Origin of the sequence: uncultured Fretibacterium sp., assembly GCF_938030725.1 — a bacterium.
Taxonomy (GTDB): domain Bacteria; phylum Synergistota; class Synergistia; order Synergistales; family Aminobacteriaceae; genus Fretibacterium.
Genome location: NZ_CALHIQ010000103.1, coordinates 1 through 11,981, shown reverse-complemented (window position 1 = coordinate 11,981; position 11,981 = coordinate 1). Strand labels below are relative to the sequence as shown.

Below are 11,981 nucleotides of genomic sequence, written 5' to 3'. Positions count from 1 at the left end.
TTGATGCTCCTTGATTGCTTTCAACAACTTTTGAAGATTAATCAGCGCTTCCTTAACGAGTTTTGAGCTATAATCATGAGCGTGAAAGCTTATGGCACATCGTCTATCGCTCATTTCCCGTCATGCTGATGGGGCAGACGCCCTGGAGGTGGAGTTGTTTTGAGCTCGAAAATATTGAACGTACCGAACACCCTGAGCCTTGTGCGCGTGTTCCTGGCCCCCCTTGTCCTGCTGTTTCTCTCCCTGAGGATCAGCACTCCCATCCCGTTCCTCTCCCTCGACGGCGCCGAGCCCCTGACGCTGGGAGACCTCCTGGCGGCCGTAGTGTTCATCATCGCGGCCATCACGGATTCCATGGACGGCTACATCGCGCGCAAGCACCACCTGATCACGACGCTGGGGAAGTTCATCGATCCCCTGGCGGATAAGGTGCTGGTCATCGCAGCGATGATCGCCCTCGTGGAGCTCCAGCGCATCCCCGGATGGATCGTGCTGGTCATCATTACGCGCGAGTTCGTCGTGACCGGGCTGCGCCTGGTGGCTGCGGCGGAGGGCGTCGTCATCGCCGCCTCGAAGGGCGGCAAGCTGAAGACGGTCTTTCAGATCGTCGCCCTCGCCATGCTGATCCTGAAGCTGCCGGGAGGAATGGCCCTCATGTGGGTTGCCATGATCCTGACGGTATGGTCCGGAATGGAGTACCTCATCGACGGTAGCCGGATGCTCCTGAACGCGGAGGAGGACACCCGGAGCCGATAGCGCCCGGATGCGTGAGGCCGATCATGTTCGCCGTCTGCCGGATGATGAGGACTCGATGAGCTGGGCCGCCGTCGTATCGGGGTGCTCTCTTGCGATGGACGCCTTCGCCCTGTCCGTCTGTGTCGGGGCCTGCACCGCGGGCAACCCCTGGCGCCCTGGCGCCCGCCTCGGACTGGCCTGCGGGGCGTTTCAGTTTCTCATGCCGCTTTTGGGGTGGAAGCTTGGCATGGCCTCCGCAAGGTGGTTCTCCTTCTGGGATCATTGGCTGGCCTTCGGGCTCCTGGCCTTCGTCGGAGGGGGCATGGTGTGCGACTTCCTTCGCGGGGAGGAGGAGTGCCGCGACGTCACTCAATCCCTCAGGCTGCTGCTCGCGGTCGCGCTGGCCACGTCGATCGACGCCCTGGCCGTCGGGGCGGGGTTTGGCCTCACGCGACTGCCCGTCATGCCCCTCGCCCTCGTCGCCGGTGGGGTCACGGCGGGGGCATGTGCTGCGGGGACCTGGCTGGGCCGCACGGCCGGGGCGGGCTTCGGCCGGAAGATGGAGCTCCTGGGCGGAGTCCTGCTCATCCTCATCGGGCTCAACATCCTGGCGACGCACCTGATGGAGGAGTGGAGGATGGGGACGGCATCGGTCCTGCCCCCCTCCCTGGGCTAGCCCCGTGGGCTTCTACGTCTACGTGCTGCGCTGCGGCGACGGATCGCTCTACACGGGCTGGACCGTGGACATCGTACGCCGCCTGAGCCGCCACCGCGCGGGGCAGGGAGGGCGGTACACGCGCTCGCACCTGCCCCTTGAGCTCGTCTATCAGGAGGAGTGCGCGTCGCGCTCGGACGCGATGAGGCGCGAGGGCGAGATCAAACGGATGAGCCGCGGGATGAAACTGGCCCTGATCAAAGGGAAGGCGGACGCCTGAGGGGAAAACTGTGCGTTCTGAAGGGTGGGAGGGGACCGTCAGGACCCCTCCCACTCCGCGTACTCCGGGACCAGGCGATGGAGCAGCGTCAGCGCCTCCTGCGGACGGCGGACGGCCTCGTCGAGGAGGGCGTTGAAGGAGCGGCTGTCAATCGCCCCGCCCAGGGGGCTCGTGAAAATCTTCGGGTGTCGGGTCGGGTGGACGGACCCCGGGTCGTAGAAGAGCTCCTCCTCCAGCTTCTCGCCGGGGCGAACGCCGGTGAAGACGATGGGGATGTCGCGGTAGGGCTCGTACCCGTAAAGGCGGATCAGCAGCTCGGCCATCTCCGTGATGACGACGGGCTCCCCCATGTCCAGGACGAAGAGCTCGCCCCCCTTCCCCATGGCGCCGGCCTGGATCACCAGGCTGACGGCCTCCGGGATGAGCATGAAGTAGCGCTTCATTTGCGGGTCGGTGACCGTGACGGGACCCCCAGCCGCGATCTGCCTCTCGAACTTCGGGATCACGCTCCCCCGGCTGCCCAGCACGTTTCCGAAGCGAACGGCCATGTAGGCCGTCCCCGGGTGGCTCTGCTGCTCCTGCTCCAGCGCCCGCTCGGCGACCCGCTTCGTGGCCCCCATGACGCTCGATGGATTGACGGCCTTGTCCGTGGAGATCAGCACCATCCGCTCCGCGCCGTGTTCACCGACGGCGCGCGCCAGGGTGCGCGTTCCCAGCCCGTTGACGCGCAGCGCCTCCCTGGGGGAGAACTCCATCAGGGGGACGTGCTTGTGCGCAGCGGCGTGGAAGACCAGTTGGGGTTGGTAACGGTCGAAGACGTCCCCCATGGCGATCTCGTCCGCGACGTCCGCGATGATGGGGCGTATGGGGACGTCCGGCTTCGCCTTGCTCAGGGACTCGGTCAGGAGGTAGATGGACTGTTCCCCGTGTCCCAGGACGAGGAGCTCCGCGGGTTTGTTCTGGATGACCTGCCGAACGATCTCGCTGCCGATGGAACCGCCCGCCCCGGTCACCAGGACGCGCCGGCCCCGGATGTAGTTCGAGTCCTCGTCCAGGTCGATCCTGATGGGATCGCGCCCCAGCAGGTCCTCGAGCTTGACGCTGCGCAGCCTCGTGACGGATACCGCGCCGCCCGCAAGCTCCCTCAGGCTGGGGAGGAGGCGGACCTCCACCCCAAGGGGAGCGAGCTGCTTGTAGAGGGAGCGAATCTTTCGCCCGTGCGCCGAAGGAATGGCGATCAGGACGACCCTGATCCCCTCCTCCCGGACGACCTCCGCCAGCCGCGACGTGTCGCCGACGACCTGCAGCCCCGCGATCCGCTTGCCCACCTTTTGAGGATCGTCGTCCACGAAGGCTTTCGGAACGAGGCTGCTGGCGTTGCGCATGAGGTCGCGGGCCAGAAGGGCGCCCGCCTCGCCGGCCCCGACGATGAGAGCCTCCAGGCGTTTTCCTTCCTTGGCCGCCGGCTGGGCGTGGAGGCGCCAGGACACGCGGAGTGCCCCGCTGAAGAGGACTCCGGCGAACAGCATGATAGCCAGGGACGTGCGCGGGAGGAGGACAAGGCGCCAGACGCCGTTCACGAGGATAAAGAGCAAGGCGGCGAGGAGGTAGAGCTCGCTGAAGCGCACGTAGTCCTCCAGGCTGGCTTGGGGCCACAGAATTTTGTACTGGCCGAAGATCGTGAAGACGACCGACGCCAGTGCCGGAAAGGCGATCGCCGTGACGATGCAGTCCCTCGCGTAGAGCGCGGGAATGAAGAGGCTGAGCCGTATGGCGTACCCCAGGTAGCAGGCGAGAGCGAGGAGCAGGAGGTCCAGCAGCGCCACGATCAGGCCGCTGTTGGCCGCCCTGTTCCACAGGCGGAGCATCGCCAGCAAAAGACGCCTCATGGTACCCTGGCGGCGCCCTAGAGGATGAGCTTCTTTCCGCCGCCCTGACTGCCGCCGCCGCCCAGACGATCCAGCTGGTCCAGCACGGCGGCCGGAGCGACGTCGATCTTCGACTTCTGGTGCGACATGGCCTCTTTCAATCGCTTGTCGTAGTCCTCGATGGACTTTTTAATGGCCTCCACGTCCCCCTTGATCCACAGCATCAGCCCGTCCGCTACGGCCTTCAGGGCCTTCTCGTCCGGCATTTCCTTCAGTATTCCGAGGGAGTGGAGGATGCCGTGTTCCTCCCGAACGGCGTCCAGAACGTCGTTCTCGTCGAAGAGCCCCTTCCTGTACAGGATGCGGAACATGATGTTGAAGCGGCTCTTCTGGTTTTCCGAGTCCATCGTCAGGCCGTCCACCCTGGCGAGCAGCATGGAGATCAACTCGTCAAGACCTATCTGCATCGGCATGATAAAATTCCTCCAAAAAATAAAGTGCGGCGACCGTGCCGCCGATAACACAACAACCTTCATTCTAGCACAGACGGGGCTCTTACAGAGCGCGCGCCGGCGTTGGCAAAAAAGAAATGGCGCGATCGCGGGGCTCACCGTTTTTGCCTGTTTTTAATGGTATAATACGCGCGTTTGCAAGGTCGAAAGGAGCCTGAGGAATGAATACAGAGTTGCTGGGACAGGATAAAAACGTCGTCAAGATCAAGGTAAACTTTGAAGCGGACGAGTTCGCGGGCGCCCTCAAGAAGACGCTGCACGAGCTGTCGCGCGATCTTAACATCCCTGGATTCCGCCGGGGGCACGCCCCCCGTCAGGTCATCGAGATGCGCGTCGGGCGCGATGCACTTTACAATGAAACCCTTGAGAAGCTCCTTTCAGACGCGGTGCCGCAGATCCTTGAGGACTACGACTTGGAAACGATCGACCAGCCCTCCCTGCTGAACGCGGGCGAGATCCGTGAGGGCCAGCCCATCTCTTGCGAATTGAGCTTTGAGGTGATGCCTGAGGTCAAGCTGCCGGAGATCGGGGACATCGAGGTCGAAAGGGTGAGGACCAACGTCACGGACGACATGCTGGAGAAGCTCATCGACCGTTTGCGCCGGGACCGATCGACCCTGACCCCGGTGGAGCGCCCTGCCGAGGCGAACGACGTCGTGACCGTCACCTTTCGGGTCCGGGTCCTGGAGGAGGGCGCGGAGGAGACCGCGCCGCGGAAGAACGAGATCGACCTCTCCGACGAGAATGTGCGCCCTGCAATCCGCGAGGCGCTTCTGGGACATTCCAAGGGGGACGTCGTCGAAACGGAGTTTGACGTTGAACCCGAGTATCAGGATAAAAAGGTCGCGGGCAAGCGCATCCATTACACGATGACCGTGGAGAGTGCGGTGGAGCGCGTCCTTCCGGAGCTTGGCGAGGAGTTTTATAAAAAGCTGTTCGGCGACAAGACGGAGGTCCTCACCGAGGAGGCGTTCCGCAGCAAGATGCGGAGCGACCTTGCGGCCAGCCTCGAGAGGGAGAACGGCGACGACGCAGCCCTCCGTGCGGTGGAGGAACTCGTCCGGCGCTCCGAACTGGAGGTCCCGGCCACCATGATCAGGCGGGAGGCCGCGGCGCTGCGCCGCAGGGACGAACAGGAGGCGAAGGAGCGCTACGGCATGGAGCTGCACCAGGTCCTGGGGCCGAAGAACGACCACTGGGAGCAGGACTACCTGAAGATCCTGGACACGAGGGCAGAGAACATCGTGCGCCACACCCTGATCCTGGACGCCGTGGCGAAGAAGTACGACGTCAAGGTCGATCGGGAGGACGTGGAGGCGGAGCTAGAGCGGCGCGCCTCCCTCTATGGGATCGACCGCAACACCCTGGCAGCCTACTTCTACAAGAACGAGAAGGCGATGGACCAGCTGACGAACGAGGTACACTACGACAAGGTGCGCAGGCAGGTCCTCTCGCTGACGAAGGTCAAGGAAGTCGACGAGCTCTCCGCCCCACAGGAGGAGCCCAAGGGAGAGCAGCCCCAGGATCAACGGTGAGGAGGTTCCGATGAGCACCTATTACATCCCTTACGTTATCGAGCAGACGGGGCGCGGCGAGCGCAGCTACGACATCTACAGCCGGCTCCTCAAGGACCGCATCGTGTTCCTGGGCACCCAGGTGATGGACGACGTGGCGAACTCCATCGTCGCGCAGCTCCTGTTCCTGGAGAGCGAGGACCCGGATAAGGACATCCACCTCTACATCAACAGCCCTGGCGGGAGCGTCACAGCGGGGATGGCCATCTATGACACGATGCAGTACATCAAGAGTCCGGTGTCGACGATCTGCGTCGGGATGGCCGCCAGCATGGCAGCCATCCTCCTGGCCGGAGGAGCCAAGGGGAAGCGTCTGGCGCTCCCCAACGCGGAGGTCATGATCCATCAACCCCTGGGCGGCACGAGCGGACAGGCGAGCGACATCGAGATCCACGCGCGCAACATCCTGAACACCAGGAAGCGAATGAACGCGATCCTGGCCCGACACACGGGACGGGACGTGGAGAAGGTAGCTCAGGACACCGACCGGGACAACTTCATGACGGCTCAGGAAGCGCTGGACTACGGCCTGATCGACCGCATCATCGAATCGCGCTGACGCCTGTACGGGCCTGCACAAGTGGGGATGTTCGCTTAAGGGGATAGGAGACCTTTCCGTCCCCTTTGTCATGTTTCTGAAATGAAGATCATGGTAACGGCGCGCCGAGGCCGCTCTAGTGCAGGCGAGCTCACGGCGCTTGGCGGTCCCAAATTACAAGGACCGCATGGCTTGGCAGAGGGCGATCACCCGCTCTGTCTGTCGCAGGGGACGCTCCCCGGAGGTTTTTTTACAGTTGAAGAAAATGAGAAGAAACGATATCGGTTCCAATGACGTTCATTGCTCGTTCTGCGGGAAGTCCCCGGATGAGGTTCATCGCCTGATGGCCGGGTCGGGGGTATGGATCTGCGACGAGTGCGTCGAGCTCTGCAACATGATCCTGGCCGAGGAGGGGGGCGGCCGGACGGAGGGCGCGAAGGGCATCGCGGTCCCGCAGGAAGGCCCCCTGCCGCTTGCCGAGCTCGAGGCCGTGAAGCCGCGCGAGCTCAACGCGTTCCTGGACCAGTACGTCATCGGGCAGTCCAGGGCGAAGCGCGTCGTCTCCGTCGCGGTTTACAACCACTATCAGAGGGTCCGCAACAACCTTGAGCTGAAGAACTCCGACATCGAGCTCCAGAAGAGCAACGTCCTTCTGGTCGGGCCCACCGGGTCGGGCAAGACGCTGATCGCCCAGACGCTGGCCCACAGGTTGAACGTGCCCTTTGCCATCGCGGACGCCACGACGCTCACGGAGGCGGGATATGTGGGGGAGGACGTCGAGAACATCCTGCTTCGCCTCCTCCAGGCCGCCGACTACGACCTGCCGGCCGCAGAGCGGGGAATCATCTACCTGGACGAGATCGACAAGATAGCGCGCAAGTCCGAGTCCGTGTCCATCACGCGGGACGTTTCCGGCGAGGGCGTTCAGCAGGCGCTGCTCAAGATACTGGAGGGGACCATCGCCAACATCCCCCCCAAGGGCGGGCGCAAACACCCGCACCAGGACTTTATTCAGATGAACACGGAGAACATCCTCTTCATCTGCGGCGGCGCCTTTGAGGGGATCGAACACATCGTGGCACGGCGCGAGTTTCAGCGCTCCCTGGGCTTTGGCGGAGAGTTGGCTGCGCGCAGCGCGGACGACCGCTACAGCGTCCTGAGCAAGATTCAGCCGGAGGACCTGATAACCTTCGGCTTCATCCCGGAGCTCGTGGGGCGCATCCCCGTGCTGGTGGCCCTCGAGGAGCTGGACACCGCCGCCTTCGTCCGCATCCTTCAGGAGCCGCGTAACGCGCTGGTCAAGCAGTACAGGAAGATCCTCGCCATGGAGGGCGTGGACCTGGAGTTCACCCAGGACGCCCTGAAGCGCATCGCGGAGCTCGCGGTGCAGAAGAAGACGGGCGCGCGCGGGCTTCGGGCCATCATGGAGAACCTGATGCTGGACCTCCTCTACGAGCTCCCCTCCATGGAGAAGAACTTTAAGAAACTGGTGATCACGGAGGATTTCGTGAACCACAAGACGTCTCTTGAAAGGCTCCTGGCCGAGGCCAGGGAGGTCGCCTGAAGTGCCGACGAAGATTCTGATAACAGGGGAGAAGGACCCTGCCGACGTGGAGGCGAGGGACTGCCCCACGCTTCCCGTGCGGGACACCGTGGTCTTTCCGGGGGTCATCATGCCCCTCTTCGTGGGACGGCCCCGCTCTCTGCGGGCGGTGGAGTCCGCCTTCCTGCAGGACAAGAAGCTCTTCGTCGTCGCTCAGTCCAACAACGCCGTGGAGGACCCTGAAGCGTCGGACCTGTATAAGGTGGGGACCCTGTGCAGCCTCATGCAGATGCTCCGCCTGCCCGACGGGACGACCAAGCTCCTGATCGAGGGGACGGCCAGGATGCAGACGGAGGAGTACCGGCTGGACAACGAGATGTTCGTCGCCCACATTGCTCCGGTCCCGTGGAAGAACGCGAACCGCAAGGCCCTTGAGCCCTGGCGACGGCGGGTGCTGGAGTGCTTTGAGCGCTACAACGCCCTTCAGCCCAGGATTCCGGGCGAGGTTATGGCCTCCATTGCGGCCCTGGACGACCTGGAACAGCTGATCAATCTGATCGGCTCCCACATCTCCATCAAGCTGGAGGACCGGCAGGCGCTGCTGGAGATCCAGGACATGCGGGAGGCCTTCGTGTTCCTCCTGCGCCTCCTGACCGAGGAGAACGACATCCTGGAGCTTGAGCGCGACATTCAGGAGCGGGTACGCTCCGCTGTGGACAAGAACCAGAAGGAGTACTACCTTCGGGAACAGCTGCGCGTCATTCAGAACGAGCTGGGGCAGGGCGAAAGCGAGGAGGAGGAGTGGGGCGCCTACACGGAGAGGATCGAGGGGTCCAAGATGAGCGAGGAGGCCAAGACAAAGGCTCAGAAGGAGCTCTCCCGCCTCCGCAAGATGCCCTTTATCTCCCCGGAGGCAGCAGTCATCCGAAGCTATCTGGATTGGCTCTTGGACCTCCCCTGGGAGGTGCGGATGGAGGAGAACGCCAACATCTCGCAGGCGGAGAAGGTGTTGGACCGCGATCATTACGGCCTGCGCAAGGTGAAGGACAGGATATTGGAGTTCCTGGCCGTGCGTCGCCATGCGGGCGCGGACATGAAGGGACAGATCATCTGCTTCGTGGGACCTCCCGGAGTCGGCAAGACCTCCCTGGGCCGGTCAATCGCCGACGCGCTGAACCGAAAGTTCATCAACGTATCGCTGGGCGGCGTTCGGGACGAGGCGGAGATACGCGGACACCGGAGGACGTACATCGGCTCCCTGCCGGGACGCATCGTTCAGACGCTTGTCCGGGCGGGGAGCTGCAACCCCGTCATGCTCCTGGACGAGATCGACAAGTTGGGCAACGACTTTCGCGGCGACCCGGCCTCCGCCCTCTTGGAGGTCCTGGATCCCCGTCAAAACTCGCACTTTACCGACCACTACCTCGAGGTCCCCTTCGACCTCAGCGAGGTCCTCTTCATCACGACGGCGAACGTCACCCATTCCATCCCCAAACCCCTGCTCGACCGAATGGAGCTCATCTCCCTTCCGGGCTACATCTCCGAGGAGAAGGTGCAGATCGCCTCGCGATACCTCCTGCCCCGCAGCCTGAAGGAACACGGCTTCAAGAGGATGGATATCAAGGTCCCTGTCCCCGCCCTGAAGAAGATCATCGGCTCCTACACCCAGGAGGCAGGGGTCCGCGGGCTGGAGCGGTGCCTCTCGACGATCGTGCGGAAGATCACGCGGCAGGTCGTGGAGGGGGAGGACAAGGGCACTCCTCTCTCCCTGCCGGCCTCCGTCAAGGTGGCGGACCTGAAGGAGTACCTGGGGTCCCCCAAGCTCTACGACCTGGCGGTTCCCACCGCCCCGGAGAGGGGCAGCGTCGTGGGACTTGCCTGGACCGAGGCGGGTGGGGACGTCCTGATCATCGAGGCCGTGATCATGAAGGGGAAGGGGGAGTTGCTTCTGACGGGGCAGCTGGGCGACGTGATGCAGGAGTCCGCCAAGGCCGCCGTCAGCTACCTGAGGTCCGAGAGCGCGGCCCTCAACCTGGACGACGTGGACTGGAAGGCCCTCGACATCCACCTGCACGTGCCGGAAGGCGCCGTCCCCAAGGACGGGCCGTCCGCAGGCGTCACGATGGCGACGGCGATCCTCTCCGCGGTGAGCGGGCGCAGGGTCCGACAGGGCATCGCCATGACGGGGGAGATATCCCTCCGCGGCAAGGTCCTGCCCGTCGGCGGGATCCGGGAGAAGATATTGGCCGCTCGCCGCCACGGCGTATCTCACATCCTCCTTCCCCTTCCCAACCGGGCCGACGTCGAGGAGGTCCCTCAGGAGTACACCAGGGGAATGACCTTCAGCTACGTTGAGAACGTCCTGTCGGTCTTTGAAAGGGCCCTAGAGAAGTAATGCGCGTTTCGCTTGAGGCCACGTGCTTCACCCCGCAGCAGCTGCCCTTGGAGGAGTGTCCGGAGGTCGTGATCGCCGGGCGATCCAACGTAGGCAAGTCCAGCCTGATCAATGCGTTTCTGGGCGTCAGGCTGGCGCACGTCGGGGCCACGCCCGGCAAGACGCGCAGCATCAATTTTTATCGGGTCGGGGAGGAGCGTCCCTTCAGGCTCGTGGACCTGCCGGGGTACGGATATGCCTCGCGGAGCAAGGCTGAGAAGGACGCCTGGCTCCGACTGGTTTCGGCCTACGTCGAGGGCCGGGCCGCCCTCCGCCTTGTGTGCCACCTCGTGGACTTCAGGCATGGGCTCCTGGCCAACGACCTCGAGCTTCAGGAATGGCTCGTCCGTTGTGGAAAGAACATTCTGGTGGTCTTTACGAAGGCGGACAAGCTGGCGCGAGGATGGTGGAAGGACATGGTCAGGCAGTACGTCGCCAAGGGATTGTACTCCGTTGACCTCCCCATCGTGACGTCTGCGGAGAAACGAGTTGGCGTCGGAGAACTGAGGTCGTTCGTTCAGTCCTTTATTGAGCGAAACGACTGAACGGGAATGGTGCCAGCCTGCTACCGGTACTACTGCACCCCCCTGGCGGGTTCTCCGCGTGCATCCCCCAGGGGGCAGAGGACTATCGGGGGGGCTTGGGACAAAAAGAACTTGCCCCTACGCTTCCTTGGCCTACCTGTAGACCTCTCTCCTGTGGCCGAGCCAGACGACGAGGACAACAAGGGTATCATCCCTCAGGTGGCATACCAGGCGATAGTCCCCTACACGATAACGCCAAAGACCTGCAAGCGGCCCCTGCAACGCCTCTCCTTGCATCCGAGGATTGGGGAGCGACGCCACACGGTCGATAAATCTTCCGACCCTTTGCCGGATCGGCTTATCCAGCTTGCAAAGTGTGGCTTCCGCCTCCTCGGAAAGCTCAATCGTCCAGGCCAAGGCGTGCCCTCACCTCACCCCAGGGGCGAGTACCCATCCTTCCGGCATCGATCTCGGCCACAACCCTTTGCGCTTCCTCGGCGTCCTCCAAGTCCTCAAGGTACTGCTCGATGGCCATCAACACGAACCTTTCCGGCTTCTGTTTGACCTCGCAACTTCGGACCTCAATACGCTCCCGCAGCTCCTGTGGCAACTCCAGCACGAGCTGAGCCATCCCTCATCCCTTCCCTGATCATAATAAGGTCTACTTCGCTAAAGGTTTTGGTAAACGTCTTTAATCAGTCAAGCCCCAGGGCTTTTAGCACGTCCTCCAAGGGGACCGTCGGGTCGTCCTTGTGGGCCTCAATCCATGCGATATCCTCCTCGTCTTCCTGGGTTTCTAGGTACTGCAAGAATGCTGCATAATGGCTCACCCTGTCCAAGTCCTCCTCGGTCAGGCTCTGGAGTTGGCGATATAGGCTCTTCCTCTTTGCTGCCACAGCTTGAATCATACCTATCCCTCCCCCCCTTTGGCTGCCGAGATCGCCGCCTCAAATTCGACAGCGTTCTGGGCTCGCGCAATGGCCTCCCTGATTGCAATGGTCACCTTGGCTCAGAGCAGAGCAGGAGGACACAAGGGCGATTTTCCTCCGCTCATTATACCTATTTTTCATTGTATAATGAGCGGAGGAACACAAAAAAGGGCCGCCCCTCCAAGGTCAGCAGCTCTTTCATGAAAAAGGAGGGACCCTCCCAATCGCAACTATGGAAAAGGGATATCACGAGATAAGGCCGTCGCTCGTGACGACATACAACAGCTTGAAAGAGGCTGGGGGAGTGTTGGGTATGGGTTGCAGTGGAGAACATTGGCGCGCCTGGGGCGATTCGAACGCCCGGCCTACGGCTCCGGAGGCCGTCACTC

General features: G+C 62.9%; 13 protein-coding genes. 8 read left to right on the top strand and 5 right to left on the bottom strand.

The genetic code is table 11. The features are described from left to right. Positions 1-159: 159 nt before the first annotated feature. The 3 genes from pgsA to Q0629_RS06360 are packed head-to-tail and all read left to right on the top strand — an operon-like array spanning position 160 to position 1,670. The gene (gene pgsA / locus Q0629_RS06370; protein WP_298780363.1) at positions 160-756 is read left to right on the top strand and encodes a CDP-diacylglycerol--glycerol-3-phosphate 3-phosphatidyltransferase; all 597 of its coding nucleotides are present in this window, start codon (positions 160-162) and stop codon (positions 754-756) included. A gap of 7 nt (positions 757-763) precedes the next feature. Beyond that, a complete protein-coding gene (locus Q0629_RS06365; protein WP_298780362.1) occupies positions 764-1,411 on the top strand; it encodes a manganese efflux pump in 648 nt (215 codons plus the stop codon). Positions 1,412-1,415: 4 nt separating this feature from the next. Then, on the top strand, positions 1,416-1,670 hold the full coding sequence (locus Q0629_RS06360; RefSeq protein WP_298780360.1) for a GIY-YIG nuclease family protein: 255 nt from the start codon (positions 1,416-1,418) through the stop codon (positions 1,668-1,670). A gap of 38 nt (positions 1,671-1,708) precedes the next feature. Here the strand turns inward: Q0629_RS06360 and Q0629_RS06355 are convergent, their stop codons facing one another. Together Q0629_RS06355 and Q0629_RS06350 are read right to left on the bottom strand one after the other, a co-directional pair. Further along, the gene (locus Q0629_RS06355) at positions 1,709-3,559 is read right to left on the bottom strand and encodes a nucleoside-diphosphate sugar epimerase/dehydratase (RefSeq protein WP_298780358.1); all 1,851 of its coding nucleotides are present in this window, start codon (positions 3,557-3,559) and stop codon (positions 1,709-1,711) included. 17 nt (positions 3,560-3,576) lie between these two features. Next, positions 3,577-4,011, bottom strand: a complete 435-nt coding sequence (locus Q0629_RS06350) for a hypothetical protein (RefSeq protein ID WP_298780356.1) — start codon at positions 4,009-4,011, stop codon at positions 3,577-3,579. A 200-nt stretch (positions 4,012-4,211) separates the two neighbouring features. On the opposite strand from Q0629_RS06350, the gene tig reads away from it, so the two are divergent. The 5 genes from tig (at position 4,212) to yihA (ending at position 10,684) form a co-directional block, all read left to right on the top strand. After that, entirely contained in the window at positions 4,212-5,585 is a 1,374-nt protein-coding gene (gene tig / locus Q0629_RS06345) for a trigger factor (protein ID WP_298780353.1), read from the top strand. A 10-nt stretch (positions 5,586-5,595) separates the two neighbouring features. Next, the gene (gene clpP / locus Q0629_RS06340) at positions 5,596-6,183 is read left to right on the top strand and encodes an ATP-dependent Clp endopeptidase proteolytic subunit ClpP (RefSeq protein WP_298780350.1); all 588 of its coding nucleotides are present in this window, start codon (positions 5,596-5,598) and stop codon (positions 6,181-6,183) included. 244 nt (positions 6,184-6,427) lie between these two features. Continuing rightward, positions 6,428-7,726 (top strand): ATP-dependent Clp protease ATP-binding subunit ClpX, encoded by a 1,299-nt coding sequence (clpX, locus tag Q0629_RS06335; protein ID WP_298780348.1) that lies wholly within the window; start codon positions 6,428-6,430, stop codon positions 7,724-7,726. A gap of 1 nt (position 7,727) precedes the next feature. Next, a complete protein-coding gene (gene lon / locus Q0629_RS06330) occupies positions 7,728-10,100 on the top strand; it encodes an endopeptidase La (protein ID WP_298780345.1) in 2,373 nt (790 codons plus the stop codon). Further along, positions 10,100-10,684, top strand: a complete 585-nt coding sequence (gene yihA, locus Q0629_RS06325) for a ribosome biogenesis GTP-binding protein YihA/YsxC (protein WP_298780343.1) — start codon at positions 10,100-10,102, stop codon at positions 10,682-10,684. Before lon ends, yihA begins: the two co-directional genes overlap by 1 nt. A 132-nt stretch (positions 10,685-10,816) precedes the next feature. Here the strand turns inward: yihA and Q0629_RS06320 are convergent, their stop codons facing one another. The 3 genes from Q0629_RS06320 to Q0629_RS06310 all read right to left on the bottom strand — a co-directional run bounded on the left by Q0629_RS06320 (position 10,817) and on the right by Q0629_RS06310 (position 11,571). Then, positions 10,817-11,080 (bottom strand): type II toxin-antitoxin system RelE/ParE family toxin, encoded by a 264-nt coding sequence (locus Q0629_RS06320; protein ID WP_298780341.1) that lies wholly within the window; start codon positions 11,078-11,080, stop codon positions 10,817-10,819. Beyond that, the gene (locus Q0629_RS06315) at positions 11,064-11,294 is read right to left on the bottom strand and encodes a hypothetical protein (RefSeq protein WP_298780339.1); all 231 of its coding nucleotides are present in this window, start codon (positions 11,292-11,294) and stop codon (positions 11,064-11,066) included. Before Q0629_RS06315 ends, Q0629_RS06320 begins: the two co-directional genes overlap by 17 nt. 64 nt (positions 11,295-11,358) lie before the next feature. Next, entirely contained in the window at positions 11,359-11,571 is a 213-nt protein-coding gene (locus Q0629_RS06310; protein WP_298780336.1) for a hypothetical protein, read from the bottom strand. Positions 11,572-11,981: the final 410 nt, after the last annotated feature.

Excerpts from the sequence above, each read along its gene's own strand:
- Q0629_RS06365 (WP_298780362.1), top strand. The coding sequence starts at position 764 with ATGCGTGAGGCCGATCATGTTCGCCGTCTGCCGGATGATGAGGACTCG.
- Q0629_RS06355 (WP_298780358.1), bottom strand. The coding sequence starts at position 3,559 with ATGAGGCGTCTTTTGCTGGCGATGCTCCGCCTGTGGAACAGGGCGGCC.
- Q0629_RS06350 (WP_298780356.1), bottom strand. The coding sequence starts at position 4,011 with ATGCCGATGCAGATAGGTCTTGACGAGTTGATCTCCATGCTGCTCGCC.
- tig (WP_298780353.1), top strand. The coding sequence starts at position 4,212 with ATGAATACAGAGTTGCTGGGACAGGATAAAAACGTCGTCAAGATCAAG.
- clpP (WP_298780350.1), top strand. The coding sequence starts at position 5,596 with ATGAGCACCTATTACATCCCTTACGTTATCGAGCAGACGGGGCGCGGC.
- clpX (WP_298780348.1), top strand. The coding sequence starts at position 6,428 with ATGAGAAGAAACGATATCGGTTCCAATGACGTTCATTGCTCGTTCTGC.
- yihA (WP_298780343.1), top strand. The coding sequence starts at position 10,100 with ATGCGCGTTTCGCTTGAGGCCACGTGCTTCACCCCGCAGCAGCTGCCC.
- Q0629_RS06315 (WP_298780339.1), bottom strand. The coding sequence starts at position 11,294 with ATGGCTCAGCTCGTGCTGGAGTTGCCACAGGAGCTGCGGGAGCGTATT.
- Q0629_RS06310 (WP_298780336.1), bottom strand. The coding sequence starts at position 11,571 with ATGATTCAAGCTGTGGCAGCAAAGAGGAAGAGCCTATATCGCCAACTC.